The following is a 16865-nucleotide window of genomic DNA, read 5'->3' as shown; positions in this document are numbered from 1 at the left end:
ATCAGTGTTCCGGTTGGACACCGCCATCTTGTGCATCTATACCCTAGGGGGGTATAGGTCGAAAGTCCCGTCCGCTCCGGCGGCTACTATCTGGCGTCGGAGAGGAGCGGGTGCGCGTGACCGAGATCGTGACGACTGGGCCGCTGCTGCTGGCCGCGCTGCTGGCCCTGCTGGCCGGTCTGGTGTCCTTCTTCTCGCCGTGCTGCCTTCCCCTCCTGCCGGGCTACCTCTCCTACGCGGCGGGGCTCGTCGACGGCGGCCGGGTCCCGCACGGGCAACGAGGCGGCGTCCTGGTGGCGGCTCCCCCGCGCAGCCAGCGCATCCGGGTCTTGGCCGGCACCCTGCTCTTCGTCCTCGGCTTCGCCGCCGTCTTCACGGCCTACGGCGCCGTGCTCGGGGGCGTGGGCCGCTTCCTGGTCAGCTACCAGGACCTCGTGATCCGCGCCGCCGGCGTCGTCCTCGTGGTGATGGGCGTGATCATGCTCGGTGGGCTGAGCGGGACCTCCCGGGCACTGCAACGGCTGACCGTGCACTGGCGGCCCAGGGCGGGCCTGGCCGGTGCCCCACTGCTCGGGGCCGTCTTCGGGCTCGGCTGGTCCCCGTGCATCGGGCCGACGCTGGCCGCCGTCCTGTCGCTGACCGTGACGACCGGAGGAGCCGGCCGGGGGGCGCTGCTCAGCTTCGTGTACGCCCTGGGCATCGGCGTCCCGTTCCTCGTCGCCGCCCTGTCGATGGACGCCGCCACCCGGTGGTACGCACCACTGCGCCGCCACTCGCACCGGCTGGTGCAAGGCGGCGGCCTCGTCCTGCTCGTCATCGGGCTCCTCCAGGTCAGCGGCGTGTGGGGACGGCTCATGGCGCTGGTCCAGTCGTGGACGGCCGGCTTCGTGGCGCCGGTCTAGCAGCGACCATGGCTACCGGCCGCCTGAGTGACGCGCTGACCCCGCTCGTGCACGCCGGCCGGCTGAGCGAGGTCGCGACCGTGCTCTGGTCCTCGGGGTTCGGTTGGCTGGTCGACGCCCTGGGCCTGGGCGCCTGCGTGTCGCTGCGGTGCCGCCTTGCCTGCTCGACCGGCCTGCGCAGCTGCCCGCACCACGTCGACATGGACCAGCCGCTACCGCAACGGCTGGTGGAGGTGCTGGGGCGGCTCGGTCCCACCTACGTCAAGGTCGGGCAGCTGCTCGCCACCCGCACCGACTACCTGCCGGCCGCCTACGCCGACGCACTGCGCTCGTTGCAGGACGACGTCCCGCCGTTCCCGACTGCTCGGGCACGCGAGGTCGTGGCCGCCGCCCTCGGGCGGCCGGTCGAGGACGTCTTCGTCGAGTTCGACGCCGCCCCGGTCGCCGCGGCGTCGCTGTCCCAGGTCCACCGCGCGACGCTGCGGGGCGGCACCGAGGTGGCCGTCAAGGTGCAGCGTCCGGGCATCGAGGACCGGGTCGAGGCGGACCTCGCCCTGCTGGGCTGGCTGGCTCGCCGACTGGAGCGGCGCCGCGGCGCCACGCTGGCGTTCCGGCCGACGGCCGCCGTGGGCGAGCTGGCCGAGTACACCCGCCGCGAGCTGGACTTCCGCAACGAGGGCCGGGTCGCCATGGCGGTGGCTCGGGCCCTCGCCGACGACGACGGCGTCGTGGTGCCGCGGGTGCACTGGGACCTCACCACCGCCACCGTGCTCACGACGGACCTGGCCCGGGGACGCCGGCTCGCGCCCCGGGCCGAGCTGGAGGCCGCGGGCCTGGACGCCGACCGCCTGCTCCAGGTCGGGGCCCGGGCGATGCTGCGCCAGATCTTCGACGTCGGCCTCTTCCATGCGGACCCGCACCCCGGCAACCTGCTGCTGCTGGACGGAAACCGGGTCTGCTTCCTGGACTTCGGTCTGCACGGACGGCTCGACCGCCGCCAGCGCCGACGGATGGCGATGGTGCTGTACGCCCTCGTCAGGGGCGACTACGAGACCGTGGCCGACCAGCTGCTGCACGTCTCCGAGCGGCTGCCCGGCGCGGACGTCCGCGCCTTCCGGGCGGCCCTGGCGGAGCTCGTGGAAGGCTGGTACGGGCAGAACCCCGCAGACTTCTCCGTCGCCCGGCTCCTGCTGGGGCAGCTGGGGGTGGGTTCTCGCTTCGGCATCGTCTTCCCCCGCGAGCTGATGCTGCTGGCCCGGGCCCTGGTGCACCTCGAGGCGTCGGCGGCCGTCGTGGACCCGGCGCTGGGCTTCGCCGACCTGGCCGGTCCGCTGCTGCCCGACCTGCGGCACGCCGTGCTGCCGGGCCGGGCGGAGCTCGCCGCGCTGTGGAGCACCAGCTGGATGGACTACCTCGCCCTGGCGATGGAGCTGCCGGAGGCTCTGCCGCACCTGCCGGACCTCCTGGCGGCGCGGCGTCCGGACGACCGGGCTCCGGTGCGCGGTGACCGCCGGCCGGCCCGGATCGCTCCCGTGGTGGCCGGGGCAGCGGCCGGCCTGCTCGCCGGCGTCGTCGCCCGACGCGGTGTCACGCCGTGGCGAACGCCTCGCAACCACCACCCGGGACGGTGAGCGTCCGGGACCCGACCCTGACCTCGACCTGCGGGTTGGCGACGCACGGGTCCGCGGACACCTCCAGGCGGTCCCGGGCGACGTCCACCCGGAGCCGCTGGCCCCGGTGCACGAGCGTGAAGCCCGCCGCCTCCAGCCCCTCCGGCAGCCGCGGGTCGAACGCCACGACGCCGTCCTGCAGCTGCGCCCCGGCGAACGACCGCGTGACGATGTCGATCGTCCCCGCCATCGCCCCGAGGTGGATGCCCTCGCTGGTCGTCCCGCCCTGCGTGTCGTCCAGGTCGGCGGCCAGCGCCTCGCGGAACGTCGTCCACGCGCGCGCCGGGTCCATGCGGGCCAGCACCGAAGCGTGGACGACCCGGCTCAGGGTGGAGCCGTGCGCGGTGCGGGCGAGGTAGTAGTCGACGGTGCGGGGCAGCAGGTCCGGCGAGGTCTGGTAGCCGAGCTGGTCGAGCACCCCCAGGACACCGTCGGGCCCCAGCAGGTAGACGAGCATGAGGACGTCGGCCTGCTTGGCGAGCTTGTAGCGGTTGGTGGTGTCGCCCTCGGCCTCCAGGATGAGGTCCAGCCGGCCGATGTTGCCGTACCGGGCACGGTAGGCCTCCCAGTCCAGCTCGAGGAGGTCCTCGTACCCGGCGAACTGGCTGACCACGCCGTCGTGGAGCGGCACGGCCAGCCGGCGGCTGAGGTGGTCCCACGCGGTCGGTTCGTCGTCCCGGAGCCGCAGCCGGGACCGCAGCTCGTCGCAGTCGTGCCCCTCGGTCAGGGCCAGGACGTCACCGGCTCGGCTGAGGACCCAGGCCGCGAGCACGTTGGTGTACGCGTTGTCCCGCAAGCCCTGCCCCGGCGCGTCCGGGTAGCCGTCGTGGTACTCGTCGGGCCCCATCACGCCGGCGATGTGGAACCGGTCGTCGGCGGCGTCGTACGTGGCAAGGCTGGCGAAGAGCCGCGCCACCTCGACGACGAGATCGGCTCCCCGGTGCGCCAGCCAAGCGACGTCCCCGGTGGCCTGGTAGTACTGCCAGGCGTTGTACGCCACCGCGAGCCCGACGTGGCGCTGCCGGCGGGAGTTGTCCGGCATCCACCGCCCGGACCGGAGGTTGTACAGCTGCTGCGGGGTCTCCTCGCGGCCGTCGCTGCCGCTCTGCCACGGGAACATGGCGCCCGCGAGCCCGGCCCGGGTCGCTGCGCGGCGGGCGGCGTCCAGCCGCCGGTGCCGGTAGTCCAGCAGCGCACGACCGACCCACGGCAGGTGCGGGGTGACCACGGGGAGCACGAAGAGCTCGTCCCAGAAGACGTGACCTCGGTACCCCTCGCCGTGCAGGCCGCGGGCCGGCACGCCGGCGTCGACGTCCGCGGTGTTCGGCGACACCGACTGGAGCAAGTGGAAGACGTGCAGGTTGAGCACCAACCTCGTCTGGCGGTCGGCGTCCAGGTCGATGCCGAAGCGCTGCCAGAGTCGCGCCCACGCGGCGTCGTGGTCGGGCAGTAGGTCGGCGAAACCTCCTGGTGCGCGGGCTATTTCGCTCATCGCAGCCAGCCCGGCGGACGAGATCGCCCGGTCCCGGGAGGTGTACACCGCTACGGTCTTCTCGATCGTGGTCGGCTCACCGTCCCGCAGCGGCAGGTCGAACCGGTGGGCTGGCCGCTCCCCCGCGTTCCAGGCCGGCGGCGGAACCGCGCCGGCAACGGCGACCGTCGTCCGGACGGCAGTCGCGATGCGGACTCGGCTCTGGGTCGTCTCCACCTCGACCAGGAACGTGCCGTTCCCGCGCTCCTGCGTATCCACCGTGCGCAGGTGGCGGTCCGCCAGAGCCCGGTACTCCGCGACGTTGCCGTTGCGGACGGCGGTGTCGACGCCGGACGCCACCGCCACCCGGCCGCTCCAGCCCTCGGGCACCAGGATGGTCTGCATGCAGGCCAGGTGGGGACGGGCCATGGAGACCAGGCGACGCTGCGTCAGCCTCAGCCGGCGCCCGGCCCGGTCCGTCAGGACGGCGTGCCGTGTCAGCACGCCGCCGCGCAGGTCCAGCTCCCGGCGTTCGTGGCTCCCGGTCAGCCCACCCTCGGACCACCACGGACCGACATCGGTGCGCAGGTCCAGGTACAGCCAGTTCGGCGCGTTGACCAGGTGCTCGTCCTCCACCTGCCGCCCGTGCACCGTCGACGTCAGGCGGTTGTACACCCCGGCGAGGTACGTGCCCGGGTAGTGCACGCCGTCGGCGGAGCGCTCCGGCGCCGCCCCCCGGGTACCCAGGTACCCGTTGCCCAGAGCGGTCAACGCCTCCCGATGCCCCTCGTGCGCCGGATCGAACCCCTCGTAGACGAGCAGCCACGGATCGGTCCGCAGGGCGCCCAGGTCGAGCTGCGAGACGTCCTCGACCACGACGTCCGCCCCGGCGCCCTCGAGCTGCTCCCGGTTACCGGACCGGGCCACGCCCACCACGAGCCCGAAACCGCCACGACGCGCCGCCTCGACGCCCGACGTGGCGTCCTCGACCACGGCGGTCCGGGCCGCGGGCACCCCGAGCCGGCGGGCCGCCTCCAGGAACATGGCCGGATCAGGCTTGCCGGGCAGCCCCTCGTCGGCGGCGACCTGCCCGTCCACGACGACGTCGAAGACCCCGACCAGGTCCGCCGAGGCCAGCAGCGCCTCGGCGTTGCGGCTGGCCGTCACCAGGGCGACCGGCACACCGCCGGCACGCAGCCGGCGCAGCAGGTCCACCGTGCCGGCGAACACCTTGACCCCGTGCCGGCCGAGGAGCTCGAGGTAGAGCTCGTTCTTGCGGGCCGCCAGGCCGTGCACGGTCCAGTCCGACGGTCCGTCCTTCGGCGTCCCGAGCGGGACGTCGATCCCGCGGGAGGCCAGGAAGGCGGCCACGCCGTCCTCCCGGGACCGGCCGTCCACGTAGCGGCGGTAGTCGGCGTCCACGTCGAACGGCTCCCCCGCGGGACCCGTGCGCGGATCGGCCAGGACGTCGTCGAACAGCTGCTTCCACGCCTGGGCGTGCACGCCGGCGGTGTCCGTGACCACGCCGTCCATGTCGAAGATCACCGCATCCTGCGGCGGGGCGGCTCCGGTCGGCGCCGTCCAGGCCGGCTCTACTGGGTGACGCAGCGTCTCCACGAGGGCCACTATGGCGCATAGGAGATCGCGGCGAGACGCCTCCTCAACCGACCCGCCGGGGGTCAGGGGCCGGTGGAAGGGTCCCCGCCAGGTCGGGCTCGGCCGCCCCGGGCGGGTAGCGCTCGTCGTACCGGCGCACCTTCCACAGCACCAGGGCACCGACCCAGCCGACGAGGAACGTGGCCACGACCAGGACGCCGATCAGTGTCAGGTCCAGAGCCGCCAGCGCCCGGAACGGCTGGACGTCGGTGAGCCCGTACCGCTCCGAGAGCAGGTTCGCGATCTGCACCGTGCCGATGCCGAACGCGACGAACACCGACAGCCCGGTCATCGTGATGTTGTAGTAGATCTTGCGCAGCGGGTTCGTGAAGGCCCACGAGTACGCCTTGGCCATGAACACGCCGTCGGTGACGTCCATGAGGCTCATGCCGGCGGCGAACACCAGCGGCAGCGCGACGATCGCGAGCGGCGGGAGCGTGCCACCGGCAGCCGCCCCGGCGGCCAGGCCTATCGCCGCCACCTGGGTGGCGGTGTCGAACCCGAGCCCGAACAGCAGGCCGACGACGTACAGCTTCCAGCTGCGGTCCACGAGGCGGTCGTAGCGGCCACGGAACAGGCGGTTCATCAGCCCGCGCTGGGCCAGGAGCCGCTCCAGCTCCTCCGGCTGGTGGCGTCCGGACCGGGCCGCCCGCCACGTCCGGACCACCCCGGCGAGGACGACGAGGTTCAAGCTGGCGATCAGGTAGAGGAACGTCCCCGAGACCAGGGCGCCGATGAGACCCCCGGTGTCGGCGAAGTCGTCACGGAACCGTACGGCTGCCTGAGTCGCGACGGCGACGCCGACCGACAGGACCAGCACGACGGTGGAGTGCCCGAGCGAGAAGGCCAGCCCTGCGCCGAGCGGCCGCTGCCCCTTCTGCAGCAGGTACCTGGTGGTGTCGTCGATGGCCGCGATGTGGTCGGCGTCGAAGGCGTGTCGTGCGCCGAGGGCGTACGCGGCCGCCGCCGCACCCGCGTACAGCAGGCCGCCCCCGGAGCCGGCCTCGCCGTCGTAGTAGGCGAACAGCCCGAAGCCGGCGAGGTGCAGGGCGAGCACGACGCCGTAGATCGACACCAGGCGGCGCCTCTCCGACCGCGAGAAGGCCAGGTGCGAGCGCAGGCTGCCGTGCGACGAGGCCACGGGCCCACCGTACCGCTCTCCTGCGAGAAGTTCTCAACAAGGTCGCCGGACGGAGATGATGGCGGGGTGTCGGCTCTCCGGTCTGTGTTCGCCGTGCCGGACTACCGCCGGCTGTGGGGGGCCCGGACGGTCAGCCAGTGGGGCGACACGTTCCGGTTCGTCGCCCTCGCGGTCGTCGTCTACCGGCTCACCGGATCCGGGCTGGGGGTGGCGGGCGTCGTCGTCGCCGAGATCCTGCCGGTGCTGCTCCTCGCCCCGCTGGCCGGCGTCCTCGTGGACCGCGTCCCGCGGGTGGCGGTCCTGGTGGTGAGTGACGTCGTCCGTGCCGTGCTGGCCGGGGTGCTGGCGCTCCGGCACGGCGACGTGGTGACGGTCTACGCGGTTGCGTTCGGGATGTCCGCCGCGTCGGTGTTCTTCAACCCGGCCGCGCAGTCGGTGCTGCCGTCGCTGGTCCGCCCCGAGCAGCTGCCGGCCGCCAACTCCGGCATCTGGACGACCGCGGTGCTCTCCCAGGTCGTCCTGGCGCCGGCGGCCGGCGGCCTCGTCGTGTCGGTCGGGCCGGGGTGGGCCTTCGCGCTCGACTCGGTGACCTACCTGGTGTCCGACGCGGTGCTGATCGGCCTCCGGCTCCGGGAGCCGCCCCGGGAGGTAGGACGACGGCGCCTGGTTGCCGACGCCCGCGAAGGCGCGAACGTGGTCGCCACGGACCCCATGCTGCGGGCCCTGGCACTCGGCCAGCTGCTCGCGGCGCTGTCCGCGGGAGCCACCAGCGCGCTCCTCGTGGTGCTCGTCGCCGAGCACCTGGACGCCGGCCCCGGCGCCTACGGGCTGCTGCTCGGAGCCATCGGCATCGGAGCGGCGATCGGCCCGCTGCTCCTCCTCCGGTTCGTGCCGGACCCGGCCCGCCCCGCCTTCGTGTTCGGCCCCTACGCCGTGCGGGGCGTCGTCGACCTCGTGCTGGCCTCGTCGCGCTCGCTCCCCGTGGCCGCCGCCGCGCTGAGCGTCTACGGCGTCGGCACCAGCGTCGGCTCGGTCACCTTCAGCTCCGTGCTTCAGGCACGGGTCCATGACCGACTCCGCGGCCGGGTCTTCGCCACCATGGACCTGCTGTGGCAGTCCGGCCGGCTGGCCAGTCTCGGCGCGGGCGGCCTGCTCGCCGACACGCTGGGCATCCAGGCGGTCTACTACCTTGGCGGCGTGCTGCTGCTCGCGGCCGGTGCCCTCGGCCTCACCGCTCGCCTCCGGGCGCAGCCGTGACGCGGATGACCGTCCCCGTCACGCGATGGGGCGGACTGGCCGGTGTGGTCGGCGTGATCGCGTTTCTCGGCGTGGTCGCCGTCCTGCACGCCGTCCGGAGGGACCTGAGCCCCCTCGACGACCTGGTGAGCGACTACGCGAACGGCCGCTGGGGCGGCCTGTTCGCCCTGGGGGTCCTCGCCCACGGCGCGGGGAACGTCGCCCTCAGCGTCGGCCTCGCCCGTGCGCTCGGGCGCTCGGGGGCGGCTCGACTGGGGGTCGTGACGTTCGCCCTCGCCAGCGTGGGCCTGCTCCTGACGGGGGTCTTCCGCACCGACGCGCCCGGCGCTCCCGAGTCGGCTGCCGGCGTCGTCCACCGGAGCGCTGCCACGGCGTCCTTCGCGGTCGAGCTGGCCGCGCTGCTCGCACTGGCGTCGGCCTTCCGGGCCAGTCCGGGCTGGCGGTCGTATGCCCGGCGCGCAGTCGCGCTGACAGCCCTGGCGGGCGCGAGCACGGCATGGCTCGTGGTCGCGCTGCGGACCGGATGGACGCCAGGGCTGGCCGAACGCGCGGCCCTCGCGGCTTTCGCGCTCTGGGAGCTGTCGACGGCCGCCCGGCTGGCGCGAGCGGCGCCGCCGCCGGGAGGTCGACCTCCCGGCTAGCTGCGCACCAGCCTGGCGATGGCGTCCGAGGCCTCCTTGAGCTTGCCGGCGTCGACAGACCCCCCGGATCCGGCGGCCTGGGCGAGACAGCTCTGCATGTGGTCGTCCAGGAGCCGCAGGGCCACGCACTGCAGGGCCCGCGAGGCGGCCGACACCTGGGTCAGGATGTCGATGCAGTAGACGTCGCCCTCCACCATCCGGGAGATCCCGCGGACCTGCCCCTCGATGCGGCTGAGCCGGTTGAGGAGGTCCTGCCTCCCGGGGTCGTCATGGATCACCACGGCCCCCTTTCCGCCCGGTGACCAGCTCGAAGCCGGCGTCCCGGACGGCCTCGCGGACCGACTCACTGCTGGGTGCGCTGTCGGACGTCACGACCACCGGGGACTGGCCTCCACGCACCAGGTCCACCCGCACTCGCGTCACGCCGGCCAGCGACCGCAGTCGATCCATCACCGCGGCGAGGCAGAGTCCGCACTTCAGCCCACGGACCGCATACGTTCCCGTCACCACCTGTCAGCCTCCTCACTGGCCACCGTTCCGGGGGTGCCCTACCCCGGTGGGGTACTTCGATGGAAGCACCCCGAGGCCGGCGCCCCGGCGCAAGAAGCGACGAAGGTTCGATGAAGACCGTCCGGCGTGCTACTACTATCCGCGATCGGAGATCGTCGACGACAGGGGCTGCACGTGGTGGAGAACGTCGAGCGTCCGAGCGGTACGCCCGGCTTCCCGACGGTGCCGACACCGGCCGCGGTCGTCCTGGCCCTCGGCTCCGGGCTCCTCCTCGACCTGGCGTTCCCCGGCGTCGGCTGGTGGCCGCTGGCACCCGTTGCCCTGGCGGTGTTCCTGTTCGCCGTGCACGGGCGCGGCGTGCGCGGCGGTGCGCTGCTCGGCATGGTGTTCGGCCTGGCCTTCTTCGTGCCGCACGTGGCCTGGTCGGGCATCTACGTGGGTGCGATGCCGTGGCTGGCTCTGGCGACCCTGCAGGCGCTGTACGTCGCAGCCTTCGGGGCGGTCGCCGTCCTGGGCCTGCGGGCCACCCGACGAGCGGTCCCCCAGGCCGTGGTGGTCGGGGCCCTGTGGGTCGCGCAGGAAGCGCTGCGCTCCCGGACCCCGTTCGGCGGCTTCCCGTGGGGTCGTCTCGCGTTCTCCCAGGCCGACGCGCCCACCCTCGGGCTTGCAGCACTGGGCGGGGCGCCGCTGGTGTCGTTCGCGGTGGCGGCCGCCGGTGTCCTCCTCGCGCACGCCGGGCTGCGGGCTCTGCGCGCCCGCGGGCGCCGGCGGTCCCTGCCGGCAGCCGCCGTGAGCGCGGCGCTGGCCACGGCCGTCATGGCCGTCGGGGCCGCCGTGCCGCGCCCCGGGGACGGCACCGGCTCGGTGGACGTCGCGGCGGTGCAGGGGAACGTGCCCAAGGCGGGGCTGGACTTCAACGCCGAGCGCCGGGCGGTCCTCGACAACCACGCCGCGGCGACCCGCGAGCTGGCCCGCGCGGTGGCCGACGGGCGCGCGCGGCCGCCTGACCTCGTCGTGTGGCCGGAGAACAGCAGCGACATCGACCCGCTGCGGAACCCCGACGCCGACGCGGTGATCTCCGGCGCGGTCGACGCGGTCGGCGTCCCCCTGCTGCTGGGCACGGTCCTGCAGGAACCGGCGGACAAGCTGAGCAACGTGAGCATGGTCTGGGAGCCCGGCAAAGGTCCCGGCCAGCAGTACGTCAAGCGCCGGCCGGTGCCGTTCGCCGAGTACGTGCCGTACCGGTCGTTCTTCCGGCGGATCAGCGACAAGGTCGACCTGGTGCGGCGGGACTTCGTCGCGGGCACCGGCCCCAACGTGCTGACCGTCGGCCCCGCGACGGTGGGCACGGCGATCTGCTTCGAGGTGGCCTTCGACGACCTCCTGCGAGAGGCGGTCCGCGGCGGCGCGGACCTGCTCGTCGTCCAGACCAACAACGCCACCTTCGGCCGCACCGACGAGAGCGTGCAGCAGCTGGCGATGTCGCGCCTGCGGGCGGTCGAGCTCGGGCGATCGGTGGTGCACATCTCGACCGTTGGAGTGAGCGCCCTCATCACGCCGACCGGTGACATGGTGGAGGTCTCGGACCACTTCACCGCCGAGACGCTGACCGCCACCCTCCCCCTGCGCGGCGGCCTCACCGTCGCGGCACGCCTGGGCGCCGGGCCCGAGGGGCTTCTGGTCCTCGTGGGCCTGGCCGGAGCCGCTCTCGGGCTGCGCGCCGGACGAGGACGCCGGCCGACGGCACGGCAGCGCGGCACGGCGGACCGGGCCGACCGGGCCGTGCGTCGCCGCGACGTCCTGCTGCAGGCAGGCGGGACCATGGTGCTGGCCACCGGATGCTCGGGATCGCCCCGGCAGCCGGAGGCCGGCGCGACCCCAGCGACGCCACCGGCCCGGCTACTGGAGCCGGGCGAGTTCGCTGCCGCGGTGGAGGACGACGACCGCTTCCTGCTCAACGTCCACACCCCCGACGAGGGGTCGATCCCCGGCACGGACGCCGCCATCCCCTTCGACGAGCTGCGGACCCGGGCCGACGAGCTGCCCCCGGACCGCGGCACGCCGCTGGCCGTGTACTGCAAGACGGGCCGGATGAGCGCGATCGCGGTACAGACCCTGGCGGGCATCGGCTATCAGGACCTCGTGGAGCTCGACGGCGGCATGGTGGCGTGGGAGCGCGCCTTCCCGGACGGAGGATCGGCATGAACGCTGGTGGACGGCACGTCGGGACGGGCGTGCTGACCGCGCTGCTCCTGGTCGGCTTCTGGGCCAGCAGACCGGAGTGGAGCCCGGACATGCGGTTGTGGCGTGCAGTCGGCGACACGGCGATCGTGCTCCTGTTCGTCTCGCTCGCGCTCGGCCCGGCCGCCAAGCTGTCCTCGCGCGCGGGCAGGTTCCTGCCGTGGCGACGCCCGATCGGCGTGTGGGCCGCGCTGGCGGCAGCCGTCCACGCCCTGCTCGTCCTCAACGGGTGGGCGAGGTGGAGCGCGCGACGGTTGCTCGGGTACGAGTTCATCCCAGAACTCGGCCGTGAGGCACGGCTCGAACCCGGATTCGGCCTGGCGAACCTGGTGGGTCTCGTGGCCCTGGGCTGGATGCTCGTGCTCCTCGCGACGTCGTCCGACCGCGCCATGCGCTTCCTCGGCCCGGCGGCGTGGAAGTGGCTCCACAACGGCGCCTACGTCGTCTTCTACCTCGCCGTGCTGCACGCGGCGTACTTCCTGTTCATCCACTACACGCAGTCGTTCCACCGTGCACCCGTGCCCGGCAACTGGTTCCGCGTGCCGCTGCTCGCCCTCGGCGCGGCGGTGCTCGCCTTGCAGTGGGCGGCGTTCACGCGCACCGTCGGCCGTCGCCGGTCGCGCTCACCGGCCCCTGTGTCTCGACGCCGGTAGGGCCCGGGTCGGGACCTTGGCCCCGGTCGCCGGACCACCCACTCGCCCGAGACTACGAAGTGACGTACTTGTATCGGCAGAGGAAGGGCGGATCAGTGGCCAGGTTGACGGTCAACATCTCCCCGGCTGAGCGCGCCGGCCGGATCATCGTGGGTCTCGGGGCGATCGTCGCAGCGGCGTGGCTCCTGACCCGTTCTCCGAGCACGGGCGTGGCGGTGCTCGAGGTGCTCCTGGGTCTCGTCGGGCTGGACCTGGTCGTCACGGGTGCCCTCGGGCACTGCCCGCTGTACAGCAAGCTCGGCCACGTGCCCAAGTCCCTCCGGAGGACGACATGAGCGAGCACCGGCCCCCAGGGCTGCCGGCCGCACCGGACCACGAGCACGCTGACCCGCAGTCCCCGGGCACCGGGCACGGCGCCGGGCACCGCTGGATGATGGTGCTCTGCTGCATCCCGATGATCGCGATCGCTGTCTGGCTGGTCATGGCCGGCGTGGCCGGCGCCGGCGCCGTGCTCATCGCGTTGGTCTGCCTGGGGTTGATGGCGCTGATGATGGTCGGCATGGGGCACGGCAGCGGCCACCGGTAGGCGGCTCGCGACGTCAGCCCTCCGACAGCGCCGCGGGCGGGTCACCGCCCTTGGGCTGCCAGCTCTCCAGCACGGCCCTCGCGATGTACCGGTACTTGGCCGAGTACATGGGGTGGCAGGCGGTCAGCGTCAGCAGGCGCTCGGTGGGCACGGCGCCCGGCTGGCCCGGCACCGGCGCCACCATGTCGATCCGGTCCGGCGTCACGATCTCGTACTCGCGCATGCGGTAGACGAACCACGTGTCGGCCGTCTCGACCACGATCGCGTCGCCGGGCACGAGTTCGGCGATCTGGTTGAGCGGCTTGCCGTACGTCACCCGGTGACCCGCAAGGGAGAAGTTGCCGACCTCACCCGGCATCGCCGTGCCTGGGTAGTGCCCGAGGACGCCCTTGTTGAGCACGGACTCCAGCCCGATGCCCTCGGTCGCCGGCACCGCGTAGTCCTTCCCGAACCGGGGGATGTACACGACGCCGAACGACTCGCCCTCGGCGGGCACCGGCACGGACGGCGGCTCGGCCCCCGGTGCGGGCTCCGCGGTGGGAGCCGGTGGAGTCTCTGCGGCCCACGCCTCCTGCAGCTGCTCCGTGACGCGGTTGCGGTCCTGCGCCGCCTCGACGTCGGTCCACCACAGCTGCCAGCCGACGAACAGCAGCAGCACCACGCCGAGCGTGATGAGGAGCTCGCCCGCGCCGCGCACCACGGCCCGGAGCCAACCGCCGGTCCCAGCAGTCGACCGAGGAGTCCCGCGGACCGCTTCCGTCACCGGTACCTGCTGCACGAGTCTCCCCCGTCCGTCAGCGTGCTGCCTGGCTGCTGTTACTACGGGTGATCGTACTCGGCGTCCTTCCTCATGCGGCCTGGATGACGAACGGGCAGTGCTTGGTAGCCACCGCGGTGAGGGCCGGGAGCACCGTCACGAGCAGTGGAGCCGCCACCGCGTTGACCGCCAAGGCCATCAGCGCTCCCCGTGTGCCGCGGCGGAGCCCGGAGTCCGGTGTCAGCATCCGGCGCGCCCGCACGGCCGAGCCGGAGCCGCTGGCTCCCAGCGTGAACCGCGGCGGCTCGGCACTGGCGAGCTGGACCAACGCGGAGCCGACGGCGCGCGTGCCGTGCCGCCTGGCGGCGGCGTCGTCAGCGGCCATCTCGACCAGCTCACCGATGCGCTCGTGCGCCAGGCGGAGGGTCGGCACGAAGGGGAAGGCCCGGGCCAGCGCTCGTGCTACGGCCAGAGCGACGTCGTGCCGCCAGCGCAGGTGCGCCGACTCGTGGGCCAGGACGGCGGCCAGCTCCACCCCGGTGAGCGCCCGCACCGCCGCAGAGGTGAGGACGACCGTGCGTGCCCGCCCCGGCACGCAGAACGCGACCGCCCGCTCGTCGTCCACCACGTAGGCCTCGAGGGCGGGGTGGTGGTCTGCGGCCAGCCTCAGTCGCTCGAGCTGGACGCGGCGGCCCTGGCGGCACCGCCACAGCTCGGAGACCAAGCACCAGGCCAGCCGGCCCGCGACCGCGACGGCGAGGAGCAGCCCCGCGGTCGCCGCCGCGGCACCGCCCGGGGTGGCGTACCGCTCCCGCAGCGTGTGGGCGCAGGTCTGGAGGAACGCGGCCAGCCCGTCGCCGAGCTCCGCGTCCGGCAGGGCGAGCACGGCGGCTATCGACATCACCGTCACGAGCAGCGACACGCTGAGCACCTGCCACAGCAGCACACCGAGCACCGGGGCCCGCGTGGGCCAGCGTGCAGCGGCGAGCTGCCGCCCGCCCACGGTGCCCAGGAGCACCGCGTACGCGAGCAGGGACGCGAGCAGCCACACGACGGCTACCTCATCGCCGTCTCGACTGCCGGGCACGCCGCCGGCCCGTCTGCGTGAGCAGGCGGCGCAGGTCCTGGATCTCCTCGGCGGACATCCGGCCCAGGAAGCTCAGCAGCGTGCCCGACCGGTCGGCGCTGGCTTCGAGCACCTCGGCCATCAGCAGCGCGTGGTGCTCGTCCCGGCTGCGGACGGCGGTGTAGAGGTATGCCCGACCTTCCTGAGTGCGCGTGAGGTGGCCCTTGCGGTGGAGGTTGTCCATCACCGTCATCACGGTGGTGTAGGCGATCGGCCGCTCCTCCTGGAGCTCCTCGAGGACGTCTCGCACGGACGCTGGGTCGCTGCGCTCCCACATCCGCTGCATGATCTGCGCCTCGAGCCCGCCGAAGTCGCGCACCGGACCTCCTGCTGTGACCGGAGATGTCGGACACGACCCTCTCCATTCCCTGGCGGCAATACTAGGGCTGGTAGTTTCCGAGCAGAGGGCAACTCCAGACCCCCGTGCCTCCGGCGCGCCGACCGTCCCCGACCCCGATCACCAGGAGCCCCCGTGCTGCAACCACCTCACGGCCAGCGCACCGCCACGTCCGGGGCCGGTTCCGTCACGTGCCGCCCCCTCGCCCCGCTCGACGTGGCCACCACCGCGCGGCTGCACATCGCGCTGCTGGGGGAGGGCCTGTTCCCGCGGCTCGGGCCCGCGTTCGTGCGCCGCTGGCACCTCACCTTCGTCGACAACCCGCACGCCAGCGCGCACGTCGTCACCAGCGCCGACGGGGACATCCTCGCCTTCATCCTCGCCACGACCGACCAGGCGGCGTACGTGGCCGAGACGCTCCGGTCCGCGAAGTGGCCGCTGGCGCTCCGCGGAGCGTGGGGCCTCGCCCGCCGGCCCGGGCTCGCGCTCGGCTTCCTGCGCACCCGGCTGCGCCGCTACGCCCGGCGCATCGTCTCCTCGGGGCCCTCGACGACGGCCTCGAGCGGCGCTGTCGAGGGCCCGGTGGCCGTCGTCCACGCGATCGTGACGACGCCGGCCGCCCGGGGCCGCGGGCTCGGCCGTGAGCTGATGGCCCGGTTCGAGGCGGACGTGGCCGCGGCCGGTGTGACGCGGATGGAGCTGCTCACCGACGAAGGTGGAGGGGCAGTGGAGTTCTACCGGCGCCTGGGGTGGACGCTGCGGGAGGTGCGGACCAACCGCGACGGTCGGCGCATGGTGCTGTTCTGCAAGCGGACGGCGGCGTGACAGCAGGCAAGCCCGCCCCCCTGTCCCGCCGGTCCCTGCTCTGGGCGTCCTCGCTCGGGCTGCTGGCCGGCTGCTCGACCGCGGGAACCACCGCCCCGGGGCGGACCGTCGTCCCCAGCGCGGCGCCCACGTCTCGGCCTCGGCCCGGCGGCGACCCGACCCCTGAACCCACGACCCCGACCCGACCGGCGCCTCCCCCGCCCGTGGACGTCCCGCCCTACGCCGTCCTTCCCGGAGAGGTCGAGCCCGCCTGCAAGGTCGCCGCCGTGCGTGCGCTCGAGGCGGCCCTCACCTGGCGGGACGGCCCGGTGGGACCGGACGCCGCGAGGGAGCGCGTGCAGGGCCTGGGTGTCCACGAGGGTGCGCTGCGTCCGTTGGCGCGGCTGCTCGACACGACCCCGTGGTCGTCGCTGAAGGTGACGTACCCGCAGTACGGGGGCCTGGTGCCGGAGCCCGGCGAGGCCAGCGTCATGGTCGTCTGCGAGCAGCTGGTGCCGGACGACGCGGCGCCGGCGGAGCGCTCGGTCACCGTGGACGCGAGGCTGGTGCGGCGCAACGGGACCTGGGAGGTCACCGAGCTGCTGCTCAGCGAGCCGCCGGCCCCCGCCCCGCAGATCACCGACGCCGCCCGCGCGGTGCTGGCGAACGACCGGATCGTGCTGCCGGCCGCCGCCCGCCGCGACGTGCAGGCAGGGCTGATCGACGACCTCGTGCTGACCATGCTGTCCGGCCTGGCGCAGCAGTGGCGGCTGGACGTGCTCGTGCTCAGCACCGGTCACCCGTTCAACGTCTTCGGCACCGACCGGCAGTCGAACCACACGCGGGGGCGGGCCGTCGACATCTGGGCGCTCGACGGCATCCCGGTGATCGACCAGGCCAGGGCGCCCTGGCGGGCGGCGATGGAGGCCGCCGCGGCCCTCGGCGCCACCGAGATCGGGGGTCCCCAGGACGTCGACGGCGTGCGCGGGCGCCGGCCCTACTTCAGCGACCTGGTGCACCAGGACCAACTCCACCTCGGCTTCGAGGTCACCCGCTGAGGCGCGGCGCCGGGTCGTCTACTACCCGTTATAGTCGACCGCGTGCTTCACGCCG

General features: G+C 73.7%; 17 protein-coding genes and 1 pseudogene. 11 read left to right on the top strand and 7 right to left on the bottom strand.

What is annotated here, in order from left to right:
- Positions 1-110: 110 nt before the first annotated feature.
- Positions 111-902 carry a cytochrome c biogenesis protein CcdA gene (locus HJG43_06890; GenBank protein ID UER54308.1) on the top strand — a complete coding sequence of 264 codons (792 nt, stop codon included), beginning with the start codon at positions 111-113 and terminating at the stop codon, positions 900-902.
- A gap of 8 nt (positions 903-910) precedes the next feature.
- Entirely contained in the window at positions 911-2533 is a 1623-nt protein-coding gene (locus HJG43_06885; GenBank protein UER54307.1) for an AarF/ABC1/UbiB kinase family protein, read from the top strand.
- Here HJG43_06885 and HJG43_06880 read toward each other — a convergent pair.
- The gene (locus HJG43_06880; GenBank protein ID UER55788.1) at positions 2490-5576 is read right to left on the bottom strand and encodes a beta-phosphoglucomutase family hydrolase; all 3087 of its coding nucleotides are present in this window, start codon (positions 5574-5576) and stop codon (positions 2490-2492) included. The genes HJG43_06885 and HJG43_06880 overlap by 44 nt on opposite strands.
- Positions 5577-5703: 127 nt before the next feature.
- On the bottom strand, positions 5704-6768 hold the full coding sequence (locus HJG43_06875; protein UER55787.1) for a HoxN/HupN/NixA family nickel/cobalt transporter: 1065 nt from the start codon (positions 6766-6768) through the stop codon (positions 5704-5706).
- 156 nt (positions 6769-6924) lie between these two features.
- On the opposite strand from HJG43_06875, the gene HJG43_06870 reads away from it, so the two are divergent.
- Positions 6925-8097 carry an MFS transporter gene (locus HJG43_06870; protein UER55786.1) on the top strand — a complete coding sequence of 391 codons (1173 nt, stop codon included), beginning with the start codon at positions 6925-6927 and terminating at the stop codon, positions 8095-8097.
- A gap of 5 nt (positions 8098-8102) precedes the next feature.
- Entirely contained in the window at positions 8103-8738 is a 636-nt protein-coding gene (locus HJG43_06865; GenBank protein ID UER54306.1) for a DUF998 domain-containing protein, read from the top strand.
- On the opposite strand, the gene HJG43_06860 is transcribed toward HJG43_06865, so the two are convergent.
- Together HJG43_06860 and HJG43_06855 are read right to left on the bottom strand one after the other, a co-directional pair.
- Positions 8735-9016 carry a metal-sensitive transcriptional regulator gene (locus tag HJG43_06860; protein UER55785.1) on the bottom strand — a complete coding sequence of 94 codons (282 nt, stop codon included), beginning with the start codon at positions 9014-9016 and terminating at the stop codon, positions 8735-8737. The genes HJG43_06865 and HJG43_06860 overlap by 4 nt on opposite strands.
- Positions 9006-9248: a heavy-metal-associated domain-containing protein gene (locus HJG43_06855; GenBank protein ID UER54305.1), complete on the bottom strand. Its 243-nt coding sequence runs from the start codon at positions 9246-9248 to the stop codon at positions 9006-9008. Before HJG43_06855 ends, HJG43_06860 begins: the two co-directional genes overlap by 11 nt.
- A 222-nt stretch (positions 9249-9470) precedes the next feature.
- Between HJG43_06855 and lnt the strand changes: the two are divergent.
- The 5 genes and pseudogenes from lnt (at position 9471) to HJG43_06830 (ending at position 12728) form a co-directional block, all read left to right on the top strand.
- A pseudogene (gene lnt, locus HJG43_06850) lies at positions 9471-10976 on the top strand (apolipoprotein N-acyltransferase).
- A 93-nt stretch (positions 10977-11069) separates the two neighbouring features.
- Positions 11070-11453: a rhodanese-like domain-containing protein gene (locus HJG43_06845; protein UER55784.1), complete on the top strand. Its 384-nt coding sequence runs from the start codon at positions 11070-11072 to the stop codon at positions 11451-11453.
- Complete coding sequence (locus HJG43_06840; GenBank protein ID UER54304.1) at positions 11450-12142, top strand: hypothetical protein; 693 nt, start codon at positions 11450-11452, stop codon at positions 12140-12142. The genes HJG43_06845 and HJG43_06840 overlap by 4 nt, the downstream gene beginning before the upstream one ends.
- Positions 12143-12237: 95 nt before the next feature.
- Positions 12238-12477: a DUF2892 domain-containing protein gene (locus tag HJG43_06835; GenBank protein ID UER54303.1), complete on the top strand. Its 240-nt coding sequence runs from the start codon at positions 12238-12240 to the stop codon at positions 12475-12477.
- The gene (locus tag HJG43_06830; protein ID UER53199.1) at positions 12474-12728 is read left to right on the top strand and encodes a hypothetical protein; all 255 of its coding nucleotides are present in this window, start codon (positions 12474-12476) and stop codon (positions 12726-12728) included. Before HJG43_06835 ends, HJG43_06830 begins: the two co-directional genes overlap by 4 nt.
- 13 nt (positions 12729-12741) lie before the next feature.
- On the opposite strand, the gene HJG43_06825 is transcribed toward HJG43_06830, so the two are convergent.
- The 3 genes from HJG43_06825 to HJG43_06815 all read right to left on the bottom strand — a co-directional run bounded on the left by HJG43_06825 (position 12742) and on the right by HJG43_06815 (position 14930).
- Entirely contained in the window at positions 12742-13428 is a 687-nt protein-coding gene (locus HJG43_06825; GenBank protein ID UER54302.1) for a class E sortase, read from the bottom strand.
- Positions 13429-13576: 148 nt separating this feature from the next.
- Complete coding sequence (locus tag HJG43_06820; protein ID UER54301.1) at positions 13577-14536, bottom strand: M56 family metallopeptidase; 960 nt, start codon at positions 14534-14536, stop codon at positions 13577-13579.
- Between the two features lie 10 nt (positions 14537-14546).
- Positions 14547-14930 (bottom strand): BlaI/MecI/CopY family transcriptional regulator, encoded by a 384-nt coding sequence (locus HJG43_06815; protein ID UER54300.1) that lies wholly within the window; start codon positions 14928-14930, stop codon positions 14547-14549.
- 153 nt (positions 14931-15083) lie between these two features.
- Here HJG43_06815 and HJG43_06810 point away from each other — a divergent pair, with 153 nt between their 5' ends.
- Positions 15084-15773, top strand: coding sequence for a GNAT family N-acetyltransferase (locus tag HJG43_06810; GenBank protein UER54299.1), 690 nt, complete (start codon positions 15084-15086; stop codon positions 15771-15773).
- Positions 15770-16810, top strand: a complete 1041-nt coding sequence (locus HJG43_06805; protein UER54298.1) for a hypothetical protein — start codon at positions 15770-15772, stop codon at positions 16808-16810. Before HJG43_06810 ends, HJG43_06805 begins: the two co-directional genes overlap by 4 nt.
- The last annotated feature ends 55 nt before the right edge of the window (positions 16811-16865 follow it).

The organism is Kineosporiaceae bacterium SCSIO 59966 (genome assembly GCA_020881835.1).
GTDB lineage: Bacteria > Actinomycetota > Actinomycetes > Actinomycetales > SCSIO-59966 > SCSIO-59966.
Note: the sequence above shows the minus strand (reverse complement) of the source record. Positions and strands in the feature narration are given on the sequence as shown.